The organism is Variovorax sp. KK3 (genome assembly GCF_001984055.1).
Lineage (GTDB): Bacteria > Pseudomonadota > Gammaproteobacteria > Burkholderiales > Burkholderiaceae_C > Variovorax.
On sequence record NZ_LYVO01000104.1, the window covers coordinates 1 to 18,623 of the forward strand.

Annotated in this window: 15 protein-coding genes; all 15 read right to left on the reverse strand. The window is 68.7% G+C overall.

Translation table 11 applies throughout. The features are described 5' to 3' along the window. On the reverse strand, positions 1-1,197 hold a 1,197-nt coding region (gene murC, locus B0W80_RS30800; protein WP_077002962.1), incomplete at its 3' end, for a UDP-N-acetylmuramate--L-alanine ligase. Further along, entirely contained in the window at positions 1,194-2,255 is a 1,062-nt protein-coding gene (gene murG / locus B0W80_RS30805) for an undecaprenyldiphospho-muramoylpentapeptide beta-N-acetylglucosaminyltransferase (RefSeq protein ID WP_077002963.1), read from the reverse strand. The genes murG and murC, both read right to left, overlap by 4 nt. A gap of 264 nt (positions 2,256-2,519) precedes the next feature. After that, positions 2,520-3,824 carry a putative lipid II flippase FtsW gene (ftsW, locus tag B0W80_RS30810; protein WP_077002964.1) on the reverse strand — a complete coding sequence of 435 codons (1,305 nt, stop codon included), beginning with the start codon at positions 3,822-3,824 and terminating at the stop codon, positions 2,520-2,522. After that, positions 3,821-5,623 (reverse strand): UDP-N-acetylmuramoyl-L-alanine--D-glutamate ligase, encoded by a 1,803-nt coding sequence (murD, locus tag B0W80_RS30815; RefSeq protein ID WP_077002965.1) that lies wholly within the window; start codon positions 5,621-5,623, stop codon positions 3,821-3,823. Before murD ends, ftsW begins: the two co-directional genes overlap by 4 nt. 5 nt (positions 5,624-5,628) lie before the next feature. Further along, positions 5,629-6,807 carry a phospho-N-acetylmuramoyl-pentapeptide-transferase gene (gene mraY, locus B0W80_RS30820; protein ID WP_077002966.1) on the reverse strand — a complete coding sequence of 393 codons (1,179 nt, stop codon included), beginning with the start codon at positions 6,805-6,807 and terminating at the stop codon, positions 5,629-5,631. Positions 6,808-6,825: 18 nt separating this feature from the next. Then, the gene (gene murF / locus B0W80_RS30825) at positions 6,826-8,307 is read right to left on the reverse strand and encodes a UDP-N-acetylmuramoyl-tripeptide--D-alanyl-D-alanine ligase (protein ID WP_083745743.1); all 1,482 of its coding nucleotides are present in this window, start codon (positions 8,305-8,307) and stop codon (positions 6,826-6,828) included. Further along, positions 8,304-9,806, reverse strand: coding sequence for a UDP-N-acetylmuramoyl-L-alanyl-D-glutamate--2,6-diaminopimelate ligase (locus tag B0W80_RS30830; RefSeq protein WP_077002967.1), 1,503 nt, complete (start codon positions 9,804-9,806; stop codon positions 8,304-8,306). The genes murF and B0W80_RS30830 overlap by 4 nt, the downstream gene beginning before the upstream one ends. Next, the gene (locus B0W80_RS30835; protein WP_077002968.1) at positions 9,806-11,554 is read right to left on the reverse strand and encodes a penicillin-binding protein 2; all 1,749 of its coding nucleotides are present in this window, start codon (positions 11,552-11,554) and stop codon (positions 9,806-9,808) included. The genes B0W80_RS30830 and B0W80_RS30835 overlap by 1 nt, the downstream gene beginning before the upstream one ends. Beyond that, entirely contained in the window at positions 11,551-11,910 is a 360-nt protein-coding gene (gene ftsL / locus B0W80_RS30840; protein ID WP_077002969.1) for a cell division protein FtsL, read from the reverse strand. The genes B0W80_RS30835 and ftsL overlap by 4 nt, the downstream gene beginning before the upstream one ends. Before the next feature lies 1 nt (position 11,911). Beyond that, a complete protein-coding gene (gene rsmH / locus B0W80_RS30845; RefSeq protein ID WP_077002970.1) occupies positions 11,912-12,838 on the reverse strand; it encodes a 16S rRNA (cytosine(1402)-N(4))-methyltransferase RsmH in 927 nt (308 codons plus the stop codon). Between the two features lie 8 nt (positions 12,839-12,846). Continuing rightward, complete coding sequence (gene mraZ, locus B0W80_RS30850; protein WP_077002976.1) at positions 12,847-13,275, reverse strand: division/cell wall cluster transcriptional repressor MraZ; 429 nt, start codon at positions 13,273-13,275, stop codon at positions 12,847-12,849. Between the two features lie 263 nt (positions 13,276-13,538). Then, the gene (hslU, locus tag B0W80_RS30855; RefSeq protein WP_077002971.1) at positions 13,539-14,864 is read right to left on the reverse strand and encodes an ATP-dependent protease ATPase subunit HslU; all 1,326 of its coding nucleotides are present in this window, start codon (positions 14,862-14,864) and stop codon (positions 13,539-13,541) included. Between the two features lie 8 nt (positions 14,865-14,872). Then, a complete protein-coding gene (hslV, locus tag B0W80_RS30860; RefSeq protein ID WP_077002972.1) occupies positions 14,873-15,418 on the reverse strand; it encodes an ATP-dependent protease subunit HslV in 546 nt (181 codons plus the stop codon). A 176-nt stretch (positions 15,419-15,594) separates the two neighbouring features. Further along, positions 15,595-17,157 (reverse strand): STAS domain-containing protein, encoded by a 1,563-nt coding sequence (locus B0W80_RS30865; RefSeq protein ID WP_077002973.1) that lies wholly within the window; start codon positions 17,155-17,157, stop codon positions 15,595-15,597. A 171-nt stretch (positions 17,158-17,328) separates the two neighbouring features. After that, positions 17,329-18,246: an RNA polymerase-binding protein DksA gene (dksA, locus tag B0W80_RS30870; protein WP_256856738.1), complete on the reverse strand. Its 918-nt coding sequence runs from the start codon at positions 18,244-18,246 to the stop codon at positions 17,329-17,331. Positions 18,247-18,623: the final 377 nt, after the last annotated feature.

Below are 18,623 nucleotides of genomic sequence, written 5' to 3' on the forward strand. Positions count from 1 at the left end.
GGCGTAGACCTCGCCCAGCAGCACCGCGTCGGCACCGCCGATGACCTTGACGAAGTCTTCGAAGCAGTCGCGCGTGCGGGTGTAGCGATGCGGCTGGAAGGCCAGCACCAGGCGCCGCCCCGGGAAGGCGCCGCGCGCGGCGGCGATGGTGGCGGCCATCTCGACCGGATGGTGGCCGTAGTCGTCGATCAGCGTGAAGCTGCCCAGGCCGTGGGCGCCGCGCAGCTTGACCTCGCCGTAGCGCTGGAAGCGGCGGCCGACACCCTTGAAGTCGGCCAGCCCGCGCTGCACGGCCTCGTCGGGCACGTTGAGTTCCACGGCAATCGCGATGACGGCGAGCGCGTTGCGCACGTTGTGTTCGCCGGGCAGGTTCAGCACGATGTCCAGGTCGGGCAGCGTGACGCCGTTGCGGCGCTGCGCGGTGAAGAACATCTGCGGGCCGACGGCGCGCACGTTGACCGCGCGCACCTGCGCGTCTTCGCCGAAGCCGTAGCTGGTGACCGGGCAGGACACCTCGGGCACGATCTCGCGCACGGCCGGGTCGTCGGTGCACAGCACGGCCACGCCGTAGAAGGGCATGCGGTGCAGGAAATCGACGAAGGCCTTCTTGAGCTTCGCGAAGTCGTGCCCGTAGGTCTCCATGTGGTCGGCGTCGATGTTCGTCACGACCGCCATCACCGGCATCAGGTTGAGGAAGGAGGCATCGGACTCGTCGGCCTCGACCACGATGTAGTCGCCACTGCCCAGGCGTGCGTTGGCGCCGGCGCTGTTGAGGCGGCCGCCGATGACGAAGGTCGGGTCCAGGCCGGCGGCCGCGAGCACGCTGGCCACCAGGCTGGTGGTGGTGGTCTTGCCGTGCGTGCCGGCGATGGCCAGGCCCTGCTTGAGACGCATCAGCTCGGCCAGCATCAGCGCGCGCGGCACCACGGGGATGCGCTTCTCGCGCGCGGCCACCACCTCGGGATTGTCGGCATGCACGGCGGTGGACGTGACGACCGCGTCGGCACCCGCGATGTGCGCCGCATCGTGGCCCACGAAGGTGCCGATGCCCAGGCCGGCGAGGCGCTTGAGCGTCGCGCTGTCGGAGAGGTCGGAGCCGGAGATCTGGTAGCCCAGGTTGAACAGCACCTCGGCGATGCCGCTCATGCCGGAGCCGCCCAGGCCCACGAAATGGATGTGGCGAATGGCATGCTTCATTTCGCAAGCTCCTCGCAAGCCTTGACCAGAAGGTCCACGGCCTCGGTCTTCTGCATCGTCTTCGCCTTCACGGCACGGTCCATGAGCGCGGGGCGCCCGGTCTTCTGTAGCAAATCGGCCAGCAATTCGGGAGTGAGTTCGTTCTGTTGAACGAGCCAGCCCCCGCCCGCGTCGACCAGGAAGCGGGCATTGGTGGTCTGGTGGTCGTCCACGGCGGATGGAAAGGGCACGAAGAGCGCGGCCGCGCCGACGGCCGCGATTTCGGTGACGGTGCTCGCACCGGCGCGCGCGACGATCAGGTCGGCGTCGGCATAAGCGCGTGCGGTGTCGTCGATGAAAGGGGTGAGCTCGCCCTCGACGCCGGCAGCGGCGTAGTTGGCGCGCAGCTCGTCGATCTGCCTGGCGCCGCTCTGGTGAAGAACCACCGGGCGCTCTGCCGGCGCGATGCGCGCCAGCGCCTGGGGCACCACGGCGTTGAGCGCCTTCGCGCCCAGGCTGCCGCCGACCACCAGCAATTTGAGCGGCCCGCTGCGGCCGGCGAAGCGGCTGGCCGGGTCGGGCTGAGAGAGGAACGCCGAACGCAAAGGATTACCGACCCACTGGGCCTTCTTCATCACGTCGGGGAAGGCGGTGAAGACGCGGTCTGCCACGCCGGCCAGCACCTTGTTGGCGAGGCCGGCGACCGAGTTCTGCTCGTGCAGCACCAGCGGGCGATTGAGCAGCACGCTCATCATGCCGCCCGGAAAGGTGATGTAGCCGCCCAGGCCGACGACCACGTCGGGCCGCACGCGGCGCACCACGCCCAGGCTTTGCCAGAAGGCGCGCAGCAGGCGCATGGGCAGCAGGAACAGCGTGAGCGGCCCCTTGCCGCGCACGCCGCCGAACTGCACGGGCTCGAAGTCGAAGCCGCGCGGAGGCACGAGCTTTTCTTCCATGCTGCCGGGCGCGCCGAGCCAGTGCACGCGCCAGCCGCGCTCGCGCAGCGCTTCGGCCACCGCCAGGCCCGGGAAAATGTGCCCCCCGGTGCCGCCCGCCATGACGAGTGCCGTTCTGCTCATACACAGACCCCCACGCTCGGCACTGACGTGTCCTCGCTGCCCCCCGATGGGGCGTTCGCTTGCTCGGGGCGGCCCGGCGCGGCGCTCATACATAGACCCCCACGCTCGGCACTGACGTGTCCTCGCTGCCCCCCGAGGGGGCGTTCGCTTGCTTGGGACGGCCCGGCGCGGCGCTCATACACAGACCCCCACGCTCGGCACTGACGTGTCCTCGCTGCCCCCCCGAGGGGGCGTTCGCTTGCTTGGGGCGGCCCGGCGCGGCGCTCATACACGTCCCCCGCGCATCAGCACACGGTTCTCGTAGTCGATGCGCAGCACCACGGCCAGCGCGATGACGTTCATCAGGATCGCCGAGCCGCCGAAGCTCATCAGCGGCAGGGTCAGGCCCTTGGTCGGCAGCGCGCCCAGGTTGACGCCCATGTTGATGAAGGCCTGGAAGCCGATCCAGATGCCCACGCCCTGCGCGACCAGGCCGGCGAACACGCGGTCGAGCGCGATGGCCTGGCGGCCGATGTGCATGATGCGGCGGGTCAGCCAGAGGAACAGGCCGATGACCAGCAGCACGCCGATCAGGCCGAACTCCTCGCCGATGACCGCGAGCAGGAAGTCGGTGTGGGCCTCGGGCAGCCAGTGCAGCTTTTCGACGCTGCCGCCCAGGCCGACGCCGAAGACCTCGCCGCGGCCTATGGCGATCAGCGAGTGCGAGAGCTGGTAGCCCTTGCCCAGCGCATGCTCTTCGCTCCACGGATCGAGGTAGGCGAAGATGCGCTCGCGCCGCCACGGGCTGGAGGCGACGATGGTGCCGAAGGCCACCACCACCAGCGCAGCGATCAGGAAGAACATGCGCGCGTTCACGCCGCCCAGGAACAGGATGCCCATGGCGATCACGGCGATGACCATGAAGGCGCCCATGTCGGGCTCGGCCATCACCAGCATGCCGACCACCACCACCGCCACGCCCATCGGCAGCACGGCGCGGAAGAAGCGCTCCTTGATCTCCATCTTGCGCACCATGTAGCTGGCCGCGTACATGATCATCGCGAGCTTGGCGAGCTCCGAAGGCTGGAAGCGCATGAAGCCCATCGGCAGCCAACGGCGCGCGCCGTTGACGTTGATGCCGATGTGCGGGATCAGCACCGCCACCAGCAGCAGCAGCGAGGCGACGAAGAGCCAGGGCGCGGCCCGCTCCCAGACCCGCATGGGCACCTGGAAGGCCAGCAGCGCGGCGATGAGGGCGATGACGATGGAGGCCACGTGACGCGTCAGGAAGTAAGCGGGGCTGTAGCCCGCGCGTGCGAAGCGCGGGTTGTCGGGCAGTGCGATGGAAGCCGAATAGACCATCACGAGGCCCCAGGCCAGCAGCGCAATGGTCACCCAGGCGAGCGCCTGGTCGAAACCCAGCACCCGCACCGGCGCGGCCTTGGTCTGCGTCATGCCGGCGTTCCCCAGGCGCACCGGAAGGTGCATGGGCAAGGCGTCCATGGCGCTCTCGGCGCGGCTGAACCAGCCCTGCCAGAAGGCAGGGCGCTTGTTGGGCGTCGCGGCGGGGCCCGGCGCGGTCGAGCTCATCTCGCCTCCTCCTCGTTCGCGGCATCGAGGCCCGCGCTGCGCGGTGCCTCGGCCCAGTCCTGCACCGACTCGCAGAAGACCGCGGCGCGGTGGGCGTAGTCCTTGAACATGTCGAAGCTGGCGCAGGCCGGCGACAGCAGCACCGCATCGCCGGGGTGCGCGCGCCCGGCCGCGGCCCTGACGGCTTCTTGCATCGACGCGGCATGCTGCAGCGAGACGCCGGTGCCGGCGAGCGCGGCTTCGATGATGGGCGCGTCGCGGCCGATCAGCACCACCGCACGGGCGTACTGGCGCACCGGCGCGGCCAGCGGCGTGAAGTCCTGCCCTTTGCCTTCGCCACCCAGGATGAGCACGACGCGGCGCTCTTCGCCCAGTCCGGCGAGCGCGGCCACGGTCGCGCCGACGTTGGTGCCCTTGCTGTCGTCGAAGTACTCGACCTCGTCGACGATGGCGACCGGCTCGACCCGGTGCGGCTCGCCGCGGTACTCGCGCAGGCCGTAGAGCATGGGGCCGAGTTGGCAGCCCGCCACGGTGGCGAGCGCGAGCGCAGCCAGCGCGTTGAGCGCGTTGTGCCGGCCGCGGATGCGCAGGGCATCTGCCGGGATCAACCGCTGGAAGTGCAGCTCTTCCTCTTCGGCCGCGGCGCCGCGCTTGCGCTTCTGCGTCTCGTCGGCCTCGAGGGCGCGCACCAGCCAGGCCATGCCGTTGACGCGCTCGATGCCCCAGTCGCCCGGGCGCAGCGGCATGCCGGCGCCGAAGCTCACGATGCTGCGCGGCTGCTGGCCTTTGGGCAGCTTGGCGGGCGCCGGCTTCATCTGCATGACGGCCTCGTCCTCGCGGTTCAGAAGCATGGTGCCCCTGCTGCCGAAGATGCGCTTCTTGGCCGCCGCATAGGCGGCCATGTCGCCGTGCCAGTCCAGGTGGTCTTGCGAAAGATTGAGCACCGTGGCGGCGGTGGGCTCGAAGCCTTGCACGCCGTCGAGCTGGAAGCTGGACAGTTCGAGCACCCAGACCTCGGGCAGGGTGCCGGCGTCGATGTGGGCGGCCAGCGTGTCAAGCAGGGTCGGGCCGATGTTGCCGGCCACGGCGACCGTCTTGCCGGCACGCGCGACCAGCTGGCCGGTGAGCGCGGTGACAGTCGTCTTGCCGTTGGTGCCGGTGACGGCCAGCACGGCCGGGCGGTAGCCGCGCGGCGCGGGCGGAACGGGGATCAGCGGCTGTGCCGCAGGCTCGGCATCGTCGTCGTCCTCGACCGTTTCGGAGACCGGCTGCGACACGGTGGCGGTGGCGGCGGCGGCTTCCGCTGCCTGCGTCACGGCATCGGGGAGTTCGGGTGGAACATCCACGAGCGCGGCGGTGGCCGGCACGGGGGCGTCGATCTCCGCCGGCGCCGCCTCCGCGGGCTCGGTGGCCTCTGCGGCCTCGGCAGCCTCTGCAGGCGGATCGCTGTCGGCCACGCGCAGGTCCGCGAGCGCGTACGTGAACAGATCGAGTTCACCGCCCACCGGCAAGCCCACCGCACGGGCGGCATCGACCACCGGCGCGATGGAGGCCGGCGACAGGCCCGGCGAGCGATAGACCGCGCGCACCGGCGTGCCATCGACCAGCGCGGCCGTGAAGGGCCCGCCGACGAAAGCCACCTCGGGCAACTCGGCACGCAGCGCATCGAGCTGCGGCGGCGCTTCGCGCGTGTCGGCCACCGTGACCTTGGCACCGTGCCGCGCGCACCAGCGCGCCATCGCCAGGCCGGACGCACCCAGGCCCAGGATCAGCACGTGTTGGTCTTGAAGATGCCGCATCGTGGCTACCGCAGCTTCAACGTCGAAAGACCCACCAGGCACAGCAGCATGGTGATGATCCAGAAGCGCACCACCACCTGCGTCTCGCGCCATCCGCTCTTTTCGAAGTGGTGGTGCAGCGGCGCCATCTTGAGCACGCGGCGGCCTTCGCCGAAGCGCTTCTTGGTGTATTTGAAATAGGTCACCTGGGCCATCACCGAGATGGCCTCGACCACGAAGATGCCGCCCATCACGAAGAACACGATCTCCTGCCGCACGATGACGGCGATGGTGCCCAGCGCGCCGCCGAGCGCGAGCGCACCCACGTCACCCATGAAGACCTGCGCCGGATGCGTGTTGAACCACAGGAAGGCCAGGCCCGCGCCGGCCATGGCCGAGCAGAACACCAGCAGCTCGCCGGAGCCGGGGATGTGCGGGAACAGCAGGTAGCGCGAATACACGGCGCTGCCGGTGACGTAGGCGAACACGCCCAGCGCCGAGCCCACCATCACCACCGGCATGATGGCCAGGCCGTCGAGGCCGTCGGTCAGGTTGACCGCGTTGCTCGCGCCCACGATGACCAGGTAGGTGAGGATCACGAAGCCGATGCCGCCCAGCGGGTAGCTGACTTCCTTGAAGAAGGGCACCAGCAGGTTGATCTTGGGCGGAAAGTCGAGGTCGAAGCCCGAGCCCACCCAGGCGTAGAAGAGTTCGAGCACACGCCAGTTGGAGCTCTCGGAAATGCTGAAGAGCAGGTAGAACGCCGCCACCAGGCCGACGATCGACTGCCAGATGTATTTTTCGCGCGAGCGCATGCCTTCCGGGTCTTTGCGCACCACCTTGCGCCAGTCGTCGACCCAGCCGATGGCGCCGAAGCCCAGCGTGACCCACAGCACGATCCAGACGAAGCGGTTGGACAGGTCGAACCACAGCAGCGTGGCAATGGCGATCGACACCAGCACCAGCACGCCGCCCATGGTGGGCGTGCCGCTCTTGCTCAGGTGCGTCTCCATCGCGTAGCCGCGGACGGGCTGGCCGATCTTGAGCGCGGCCAGGCGGCGGATGACGTAAGGGCCCGCGCCCAGGCCGAGCAGCAGCGCGGTCACCGCCGCCATCAGTGCGCGGAAGGTGAGGTATTGAAAGATGCGCAGGAAGCCGAGTTCCGGCGACACCGTCTGCAGCCATTGGGCCAGGCTCATCAGCATGATGCAGTCGCGTGCGGCTCATTCGGCATGGCCGCCCTCCTCTTTGTTGTTGTCGTTGTCGTTGTCGTTGTCGTTGTCGTTGCGCGGCGCGGCGCCGGCGGCGATGGCCTGGACCACGCGCTCCATCTGCATGAAGCGCGAGCCCTTCACCAGCACGCTGGCGATGCGCGGCAACTGCGCCCGCACTGCCGCGTTGAGCGCATCGATGTCGTCGAAATGGCGAGCCTCGGCACCGCCGCCGCGGGTGTAGGCCGTGGTGGCGTGGACCGACGCGGCACCCAGCGCGAACAGCGCATCGATGCCGCGCTCGGCGGCCCAGGCGCCGACTTCGGCATGGAACTCCGGGCCGCGGTCGCCGACTTCGCCCATGTCGCCCAGCACCAGAAGGCGCGGGCCCGGCAGGCCGGTGAGCACGTCGACGGCAGCGCGCACCGAGTCGGGGTTGGCGTTGTAGCTGTCGTCGACCACGGTGATGGCGCGGCCGTCGGCCAGCTGAAGCTCGCTCGCGCGCGAGCGGCCCTTGACGGGCTCGAAGGCAGCGAGGCCCTCGGCGATCTTGTCGACCGAGACGCCGCAGGCCAGCGAGCAGGCGATGGCCGCGAGTGCGTTCACTACGTTGTGGCGGCCGGCGATGCGTACGGTCGAGCGAATTTCGCCCAGCGGCGTGCGCGCCTCGAAGTGCCAGGCACCCTGCCGCCATTCGGCCTGGCCGAGGGCGATGTCGGCATTGGGCTGCTCGCCGAAGCTCAGGCAGCGGCGCGGCGCGCCCTCGTGCGCCATCTCGTTCCACAGGGAGCTGAACGAGTCGCCATAGGGGAACACGGCCGTGCCGTTGTCGGGCAGGGCGGCGAACACCGCGCCGTTCTCGCGCGCCACGGCTTCGACCGTGGCCATGAACTCCTGGTGCTCGCGCTGGGCGTTGTTCACCAGGGCGATGGTGGGCTGCGCGATGGCGGCCAGCCGCGCGATCTCGCCGGGGTGGTTCATGCCCAGCTCGACCACCGCGAGTTGATGGCGCTCGCGCAGGCGCAGCAGGGTCAGCGGCAGGCCGATCTCGTTGTTGAAGTTGCCGATGGTGGCCAGTGCACGGTCGACACCCGCCGCCCGCAGGACGGACGCGATCATCTGCGTGACCGTGGTCTTGCCGTTGCTGCCGGTGACGGCCACCAGCGGAAGGTCGAACTGCGCGCGCCAACCCCGCGCGAGCGCGCCGAGCGCCGCCAGCGTGTCGGGCACTTCCAGGCCCGGCAGGCCGGCCGCCTCCAGGCCGCCGTGGGCGATGGCCGCGACCGCGCCGCGTGCGCGCGCATCGGTCAGAAATTCGTTGGCGTCGAAGCGCTCGCCCTTGAGCGCGACGAACAGGTCGCCCGAGGCCAGCGTGCGGGTGTCGGTGTGCACGCGCAGGACTTCGGTGCCGGCGTCGCCGACCAGGCGCGCGCCAGGGATCCAGGCCTGCGCCTGGCGCAAGGTCATCATCGCGGCGCTGTCGGAAATGCTCATGCGGCCTTCCCTCCGTGCATCAGCGCATCGATGGCATGGGCGCGGTCGGAGAAGGCGATGCGCTCGCCCGCGATCTCTTGCCATGCCTCGTGGCCCTTGCCGGCCAGCAGCACCACGTCGGCCGGCGCCGCCTGGGCCAGGGTGTCGCGGATCGCCTTGGCGCGATCGGGCTCGACCTGGGCCGACTCGGGGTCGGCCAGGCCCAGCAGGATCTGGCTGATGATGGCGCCCGGCTTTTCGCTGCGCGGGTTGTCGCTGGTCAGCACCACGCGGTCGGCCTGCTTTTCTGCCACCGCGGCCATCATCGGGCGCTTGGTGCTGTCGCGGTCGCCGCCGCAGCCGAACACGCACCACAGCTGGCCGCCGCGCTGCTGCGCCAGCGGGCGCAGGCCGGCCAAGGCCTTGTCCAGCGCATCGGGTGTGTGGGCGTAGTCGACCACGGCCAGCGGCCGGCCCGGCACGCTCACACGCTCCATGCGGCCCGGCACGCTGTCGAGCCGCGCGCAGGCCGCAGCGGCTTCCGCCAGCGATAGCCCGAGCGCGCGCAGGGTGCCCAGCACGCCGAGCAGGTTGGCCACGTTGTACTGGCCGATCAGCTGCGTCGAGAGCCGCTGCGGTGCGCTGCCCTGCTCCACGACGGTGAACTGCAGGCCTTCGGGTCCATAGCCGATGTCCTGCGCCGACAGCCGGGCGCGCGCGTCGTGGGCCGACACGGTCCACAGCGCCGGCGCACCCTCGCCGCGTTCCATCAGGTTGGCAACCAGGCTGGCGCCGTGCACGTCGTCGATGTTGACGACCGCGGCGCGCAGGCCGGGCCAGCGGAACAACTCGGCCTTGGCCTGCCAGTAGGCGTCCATGCTGCCGTGGTAGTCGAGGTGGTCCTGCGTGAAATTGGTGAACACCGCCACCGCGATGCGCGTGCCGTCGAGGCGGCGCTCGGCGATGCCGATGGACGAGGCCTCGATCGCGCAGGCGCCGAAGCCGCGGTCGGCGAAGGCGCGCAGCTCGCGCTGGAGCATCACCGGGTCGGGCGTGGTGAGGCCGGTGTAAGTGAGAGCTGGCGGCACGCCGATGCCCAGCGTGCCCACCACGGCGCAGGGCCGCGACGGATCGTGCGCGGCCAGCGCCTGCGCGAGCCACCAGGCGGTGGAGGTCTTGCCGTTGGTGCCGGTGACGGCCAGCAGGTCGAGCTGCAACGAGGGGTCGCCGTGGTAGGCCGCGGCGATCGGGCCGGTGTCCGCCTTCAAGCCCGCGTACCGCGCGATGCGGGCGTCGGCCTCGTCGAAGCCGAAAGCGTCTGCGCCTTCCGATTCGACCAGGCAGGCCGTCGCGCCCTGCGCCAGCGCGGCCGCGACATGGCGCCGGCCGTCGGTGGCGGCGCCGGGCCAGGCCACGAAGCCGTCGCCTGCACCCACCGGGCGGCTGTCGGCATGCAGGGCCCCGCGCACGCGGGACTGCAGCCAGGCCGCGGCGTCGGGCGGGGTGCGCAGCGCGAGCATCAGAAGCTTTCCTCCACGCCGTTGGTCACGACCAGCGGCTTGACGGCGAGGTCGGGCGGCACGTTCATCATGCGCAGCGTCTGCTGCACCACTTCGCTGAACACGGGCGCCGCCACCAGGCCGCCGAAGTACTGGCCGGCACTGGGCTCGTCGACCATCACCGCGACGATGATGCGCGGCTTCTCGATCGGCGCCATGCCTGTGAACCACGAGCGGTACTTGTTGCTCGCGTAGCCCTTGCCGACCTGCTTGTGCGCGGTGCCGGACTTGCCGCCCACCGAATAGCCGATGGTCTGCGCACGCTGGCCGGTTCCGCCGGGGCCGGCGGCCATCTGCAGCATCTTGCGCACGGCCAGCGCGTTCTGCGCCGAGAACACCTTCACCCCCACCGCGGTTTCGGGGCTCTTGAGGATGGTGGCGGGAATGATGGCGCCGTCGTGCGCGAAGGCGGTGTACGAATGCGCCATCTGGAAGAGCGACGCCGACAGGCCGTAGCCGTAGGCCATGGTGGCCTGCTCCACCGGCTTCCAGCCCTTCCACGGACGCAGACGCCCGGTGACGGCGCCCGGAAACTGAATCTGCGGCTTCTGGCCGTAGCCGAGCGCGGTGTAGGTGTCCCACATCTCGCGCGGCGCCATCTTCTGGGCGATCTTGAGCGCGCCCACGTTGCTGGACTTCTGGATCACGCCCTCGACCGTCAGCAGCCCGTAGTTGTGCGTGTCGCTGATGGTGAAGCCGCCGATGCTGTAGCGGCCGGGACCGGTGTCGATCATCGTCTGCGGCTTGATGCGGCCGGCCTCCAGCGCCATCGCGACGGTGATGGGCTTCATGGTCGAGCCGGGTTCGAAGGTGTCGGTGACGGCACGGTTGCGCAGCTGCTCGCCGGTGAGGTTCTGCCGCTTGTCGGGCACGTAGCTCGGGTAGTTGGCGAGCGCCAGCACTTCGCCGGTGACGGCGTCGAGCACCACGACGCTGCCGGCCTTGGCCTTGTTGGCGGTCACGGCGTCGCGCAGCTTTTGATAGGCGAAGAACTGCACCTTGCTGTCGATGCTGAGCTGGATGTCCTTGCCGTCGAGCGGCGGCATCTGCTCGCCGATGCCTTCGACCACGCGGCCGAGGCGGTCCTTGATGACGCGCTTGGAGCCCGCCTTGCCGGCCAGTTCGCCGTTGAAGGCGAGTTCGATGCCCTCCTGGCCCTTGTCCTCGACGTTGGTGAAGCCGACCACGTGCGCCGCCGCTTCGCCCTCGGGGTACTGGCGCTTGTATTCCTTGCGCTGGTACAGGCCCTTGATGTTGAGCGCGGCGATCTGCTTGGCGATGGGCTCGTCGACCTGGCGCTGGATCCAGACGAAGGTCTTGTCCTCGTCCTCGAGCTTCTTGTCGAAGTCCTTCTGCGCCATGCCCAGCAGCTTGGCGGCCTGCCGCAGCTTGACCTTGGTCTCGGGGTCGTCGCGTTCGATGTCTTCGGGAATCGCCCAGATGCTGGGTGCCACCACGCTCGACGCCAGCAGCAGGCCGTTGCGGTCGAGGATGCGGCCGCGGTTGGCCGGCAGCTCGAGCGTGCGGGCGTAGCGCACTTCGCCCTGGCGCTGGAAGAAGGCATTGCCGACCACCTGCACGTAGGCGGCGCGGCCGGCCAGCACCAGGAAGCCGAAGGCGATGCCGCCGACGATGAACTTGCTGCGCCAGACCGGCGTCTTGCTGGCCAGGAGAGGGCTTTGCGTGTACTGGACGCTGCGACGGCTCATTGTGTGCTCCTCCGGTTCGCTGGCGCCGCTGCTGGGGCTGGACGGCCTGCCGGGGCGGCCGGCGGCGGTGCGACGACTGCCGGGATCACCGTGCCGTCGGCACGCACGTACTGCGTGATCGCCGGGGTGGTGGTCCGCATCTTGAGCTGCTCCTTGGCGAGGCGCTCCACGCGCAGCGGCGTGGACTGCGCGCGCTTCTCCACCTCGAGCCGGTCGCGGTCGAGTTCGAGCCGGCGCGTCTCCTGCTGTTCGCGGTGCAGCTCGGTGAACAGCCGGCGCGAGTCGTACTGCGTGTGCACGAGGAAGATCGCCGAGGCCAGCACGGCCATGAGCAGGAGGAGGTTGAGTCGCACCATGTCAGGCTTCGCCGGTGCGTTCTGCCACGCGCAGGATCGCGCTGCGTGCGCGCGGGTTGGCGTCGACCTCGGCCTGGCCGGGCTTGACGCGCCCGACGGCACGCAGCTTCATCGCCTTCGGCGCGGCAAAAGGCGCACGGCGGTCGTAGACCTCGCGCGAATGCCCGGCGATGAACTGCTTCACGATGCGGTCTTCCAGCGAATGGAAGCTGATCACCGCGAGCCGGCCCTGGGGTTGCAGCACGGCAAGGCTCGCGTCTAGCGCCTGTTGCAGCTCTTCAAGCTCGGCATTGATGAAAATCCGAAGAGCCTGAAATGTGCGCGTTGCAGGGTTCTGGCCCGGCTCGCGGGTTTTGACCGTGCCAGCCACGAGCTCGGCCAGCTCGGCGGTGGTTGAAATTGGGCCCCGTTCCTGTCGGCGAGCAGCAATCGCCTTTGCAATCTGAACAGCAAACCGTTCCTCGCCATAGTCACGAATCACCTCCGCTATCTGCTGTGTGTCGGCCGTTGCCAGCCACTCGGCCACGCTCTGGCCGCGCGTGGTGTCCATGCGCATGTCCAGGGGGCCGTCGAAACGAAAAGAAAAACCCCGCTCGGGGTTGTCGATCTGGGGGGAGCTGACGCCGAGGTCCATCAGCACGCCGGCCACGCTGGCCGGTGGCAGCTCGCCCAGGTGGGCGAAGCTCTGGTGCCGGATGGAAAAACGCGCATCCTCGATGCGCGCTGCCTCGGCCACCGCTTCCGCGTCCTTGTCGAACGCGATCAGCCGGCCGTCGCCCGGCAATCGCTCGAGTATGGCGCGCGAGTGGCCGCCGCGGCCGAAGGTGGCATCCACGTAGGTGCCGCCGCCGACTGCGGTCGCGTCGGAAAGAAGGGCTTCGACAGCCTCCTTCAACAACACGGTGGTATGGGTCCACGGGGCGAGCACGGCCGGCCTCAGAAAGAGAAGTCCTGGAACACATCGGGCATCTCGCCCTGGGCCGCCTCGGCCTCCTTGGCGTCGTAGGTGGCCTTGTCCCAAAGTTCGAAATGGTTGCCCATGCCGAGCAGCAGCACGTCGCGCGTGATGTTCGCGCCCGCCCGCAGTTCGGGCGAGACCAGTACGCGGCCGGTGCCATCCATGTCGACGTCCATCGCGTTGCCGAGGAAAATGCGCTTCCACCACTGTGCCGACATCGGAAGCTGAGCGATGCGATCGCGGAATTTCTCCCACTCTGGACGCGGAAACACCATCAGGCAGCCATGCGGATGCTTGGTGATCGTCAGTTGGCTCGAGGCCGTCGCGCTCAGCACGTCACGATGCCGGGTCGGCACCGAAAGCCGACCCTTGGCATCAAGACTGAGCGATGAAGCCCCTTGGAACACCACGACCGCGAAACCCCTGTTCGGAAGGCGCCGAGCGCCTCGGTTGAGGCACTAACGGTCACTTTTTCCCACATAACTGCACTTTTTTGCACTGTAGCAGCAAACACCTACAGCGCAACGAGGCGTCGCGGCTATTTTTTGTAATGGAATCAACGACTTAGCGGTGTTTTTAAACAGTAGTCGACACCGAATTTCGTTGCAGATGAAGCACTTAGCTCACGCAATGAATGTGATGCGTGAACCGAATCGGTGCCATTGCGCCGTCAGAGGATGAACCGGGAAAGATCTTCGTCGTGACTTAGTGCCGAAAGGCGCGCGTCCACGTAGGCCGCGTCGATGCGAACGGTCTGTCCTTCGAGCTTGGTCGCATCGAAGCTCACTTCGTCCAGCAAGCGCTCCATGACGGTCGACAGGCGGCGCGCGCCGATGTTCTCGGTGCGCTCGTTGACCTCGAAGGCGATGCTCGCCAGGCGGGTGATGCCTTCGGGCGTGAACTCGAGCGTCACGCCTTCCGTCGCCAGCAGCGCCTGGTACTGCTTGACCAGGGAGGCACGGGTCTGCGTCAGGATGCTTTCGAAGTCAGCCACCGACAGCGAGCCCAATTCGACGCGGATCGGAAAGCGGCCCTGCAGTTCGGGGATCAGGTCGCTGGGCTTGCTGAGGTGGAAAGCGCCGCTCGCGATGAAGAGGATGTGGTCCGTGCGCACCACGCCGTACTTGGTGCTGACGGCCGTGCCTTCCACCAGCGGCAGCAGGTCGCGCTGCACGCCCTGTCGCGACACGTCGGCGCCCTGGCCTTCGCTGCGCGCGGCGACCTTGTCGATCTCGTCGATGAAGACGATGCCGTTCTGCTCGGCGTTGTGGATGGCCTGCGCCCGGACTTCGTCTTCGTTGAGCAGCTTGGCCGCTTCCTCGTCGATCAGCAGGCGCATGGCCTCGCCGATCTTGAGCTTGCGCGTCTTGCGCCGGCCCTGGCTCAGCTGGCCGAACATGCCGCGCAACTGCTCGGTCATGTCTTCCATGCCGGCCGGCCCCATGATCTCGAGCGGGGCGCGCGACTCGGCCAGCTCGATCTCGATTTCCTTGTCGTCGAGTTGGTGCTCGCGCAGCTTCTTGCGAAACGCCTGACGGGTGGCGTTGCCGGCGTCGGCAGTCGACGCGCCATCGGCGCTGCGTGCCGGCGGCAGCAGCACGTCGAGGATGCGCTCCTCGGCGCCGTCTTCGGCGCGCATGCGGACCTTGGCGCTTTCGGTCTCGCGCGTCTGCTTGACGGCGACTTCGGCCAGGTCGCGGATGATGGCGTCGACGTCCTTGCCGACGTAGCCGACCTCGGTGAACTTGGTCGCTTCGACCTTGATGAACGGCGCGTCCGCCAGCCGTGCAAGCCGGCGTGCGATCTCGGTCTTGCCCACGCCCGTCGGGCCGATCATCAGGATGTTCTTGGGCGTGATTTCGGAGCGCAGCTTGTCGTCGACCTGCTGCCGCCGCCAGCGGTTGCGCAGCGCGATGGCCACCGCGCGCTTGGCATCGGGCTGGCCGACGATGTGGTTGTCGAGTTCGGAGACGATTTCCTGCGGGGTCATGGACATGGGGGGGCTCACAGGCTCTCGATGGTGTGGTGCATGTTGGTGTAGATGCAGAGCTCGCCCGCGATCTCTAGCGAGCGCTTGACGACGTCTGCGGCGCTCAGGTCGGTGTGGTCGACCAGCGCCTTGGCCGCGGCCTGCGCATAGGCGCCGCCGGAACCGATGGCGATGATGCCGTTCTCGGGCTCCAGCACGTCGCCATTGCCCGTGATGATCAGCGAACTGTGTGCGTCGGCCACGGCCAGCATGGCTTCGAGGCGGCGCAGCACGCGGTCGGTGCGCCAATCCTTGGTCAGCTCGATGGCGGCACGCGCCAGGTGGCCCTGGTGCTTTTCGAGCTTGCCCTCGAAGCGCTCGAAGAGCGTGAAGGCATCGGCGGTGGCACCGGCGAATCCCGCCAGCACCTTGCCTTGGTAGAGCCGGCGCACCTTGCGCGCGCTGCCCTTGATGACGATGTTGCCGAGTGTCACCTGCCCGTCGCCGCCGATCGCGACCTGGTCGCCATTGGGGGACTTACGGCGCACGCTGATGATCGTGGTTCCGTGAAATTGTTCCATCGAAGCAATATGGCTATGGCCCGCGCGAATGCAAGCCGGGAAAACAGAATAGCGCGTCGCATCGCACCTGGAGGAAGAAGGCTGACGCGGGTGGAGGCAAGCTTGCGCGGCAGGCCCGCGCACCAGGCTCAGAGGCTCAGAGGCTCAGAGGCTCAGAGGCTCAGAGGCTCAGAGGCTCAATTGGGCCGGATCGCCACTTCGGCGTGGTCCCCGATCCCGATCACGCCGAAAAACGCAGCGACCAGCCGATGCGCATCGACGAAGCCGACGCGCTGGCCGCGCGCGTCGCGCTCGGTGACCCAGTTCAGCAGCGTGCCCGCTGCCGTGAAATCGATGCGCACCAGCGCGGCGCACGAGATGGTGAGGCCCTGCGAACGCGCCAGCTCGGCATCGAGGCGCTCCCACACCGGAAGCGATTCGCCCGCGATCTCGCCGGCCAATGATCCGCGACCCGGCAAGGCTGCCGGTGATGCGCCGCCCGTGCTGGGCAGGTCGCTTCGCGAGGACACCTGGAATCCGGAAGATGCCGGCGGGTCCAGCTCGGCGAACTCGCCCTTGGGGTCTTCCCAGGGCGGCGGCGAGACTTCGTAGGTGATGCAGTAGTTGAGCGCCAGCAGCTCGAATTCGTCGGCCCGGTGCATGACGCGCAAAGCGGCCATGTGCAGCTGCCACCACACGGCGTCGACCCGGCGCTCGTTGACGGGGGTGGCCTCGGTCAGGGCGATCAGCAGCCGGTCGCTGCCGGCAAAACGCACCTGCACAGCCGAATCTGCCCAGTGGTTGAACAGCGCACGCAGCGGCCCGGCGGCCTCGGGCTCGATGGTGTCGAGCACGCTCCAGTCCAGCTTCCAGACCGGACCGGCCGCGGCCAGCGCGCGGGTCAGGCTGACCAGGCTGTCGCGGCTCAGGACCGGCGGGCTGGCCCAGTCGGCACCGCCGGACGGAGTCGGCGACGCGGCGCTCCTGGCCATCTCGGCCTGGGTACGTTCGGCCAACGCGGGCAGCGAAATCCACTCGGGCGCAGCCCGCTTCGTGCGCTGCGCGTAGCGTGTGGCGGCAGCCGAGTACTTGTCGCTGTCGCCGATGGCGCGGTAGAGGTCGAGCAGCGTCCGCCAGTTGTCGTCATGGTCGGCATCGGGCGCCTCGGGCGCCAGCGCCTGCAGCAGGATGGCTTCGGCACCGGCATCGTCGCCGTGGGCGAAGCGGATGGCAGCTTCCTCGATGCAGCCGTCGGACAGGGACGGAACCGACGCTGGCACCGCCATGCCGGGTGGCGGTGCCACGCCAGGCTGGGTGTCGGCATAGGCGCGCGCATGCTGGGCGGCCATGTCGCCGCTGGCGCTGGCCTTGCCGTCGGCGGCGTGGCCACCGCCCGGAGGACGGTTCTTCCACCACTGCTGCGACATCTGCTCTTCGATCTCGGCGATCTTCTTGAGCGTGAGCGCCCTGCCCTCGGTCTTGCCGGAGGTGCTGCTGACGTTGAAGGAAGACGGCGTGCCCGCCGGATCTCGCCCGCCGGCGGCTTCGCGCTGGCGCAGCTTGCGGAGCATGTCGAACTCGCGGCGGCGCACGAAGTCGTTGCGCTGCCGCCGCTCGATCATCTCCTTGAGCATTTCCTTGCTGTAGCCGTTGTCCATCGACGCCGACTCGTCGGCATCGAGCTCGGACCAGTCCTTGAGCGGATTGCGAACGAACTTCGCAACCTTCGACAGCAGGCGGCCTGCATCATCTTTGGCCATTCGCTACAGCTCCGCTCTTCTCAAATATCCAGCGCCCGGCCCGCGACCCGGCCGCGAAGCTGGCCCGTTCGGAAGCACCCGCGGAACCGGCTCCGCCGGGCCGCTGGGTGCGCCCCCGGCGAGGGGGTTGGCGGACCACACGAAGTGGGGGAGCCTGGGGGAGAACTCATCTCAATCGCCGAACATTTTTTGCTTGAGCTCGCGGCGCTGTTGCGCTTCGAGCGACAGCGTGGCGGTCGGACGGGCCAGCAGACGGCCGACGCCGATCGGCTCGCCGGTTTCGTCGCAGTAGCCGTAGTCGCCGGCATCGATGCGCTGGATCGACTGTTCGATCTTCTTGAGCAGCTTGCGCTCGCGGTCGCGCGTGCGCAGCTCGAGCGCATGCTCTTCTTCGATGGTGGCGCGATCGGCCGGGTCGGGCACCACCACGGTGTCCTCGCGCAGGTGCTCGGTGGTCTCGCCGGCGTTTTCGAGGATGCCTCGCTTGAGCGCCTGCAGCTTCAGGCGGAAGAAGGCCATCTGCTTGTCGTTCATGTACTCCGAATCCGGCATCGCGATGACCTCGGCGTCGGTCAGCTCGTCCGGCGTCTTCGACTTCCAGTTGTTGGCCAGCTTCGGGTCCTTCTTGACCGCGATGGGCGGCGGCGGCACCAGCGGGTTGTTGGCGACCTGGACGAAGCTGGACTTGGCCGCCGTGGACGCCACCGACTGCGGCATCGAGGGCACGGTGACTTGCGACAACCGCGACGAAGCGCGCGCGGCGCGGGGCGGCGAGGCTGTTGTGGAGGGAGGAGTGGGGGTGGTCGGAGTAGTCATAGCAGGTGTCGCCGCAGCGGCGGGGGCCGCTTTTTTAACGGGATTCGTTGAAGCTGGCGCAGCGGCCTGATGGCCGGCTGCATGGGTTGATGAGGAAGCGCCCGTGCCGTTCGCCTTGGCCTTGCTGACGGCAGCTGGCTCGGACGGGGCGGCGGGGCGGTCGGAATGGGAAGCAGAAACCTTCTTCGCGGCGGGCACGGCCTGCTTGGCCACCGCGGTCTTCTTGACGGCGGGCTTGGACACAGGCGTTGCCTTGGCGACTGGTTTCTTCACGGTGACTGGCTCCTTCGACGAACTGGTACACGCTTTCGATGGGGTTCGACCCATGGGAACCACGCCGCCCGAAGGCCGCGTGGCGCCCGCCCTGTCGGGGCACCCGCCGATGGCGAACCAGGGGGTTATACCCCTGAACGCGGGCCGGAAACGTGCGTAGCTCCATGCCGAAAGTCACACAACGTCCCGGGAAAACGGCATAGCCCCTCCGGAACAGGCGCGCGATTGTATAGAAGGAATGTGGCCCCCCAGCTTTTCACTTCGCTTCGCTCCGTGTAACGCCACCCCCCCGAGGGGGAGGCGCGACCGCCTTGGGGCGGCCCGGCGGCGGCCGCGGTGGCCCCCCAGCTTTTCACTTCGCTTCGCTTCGTGTAACA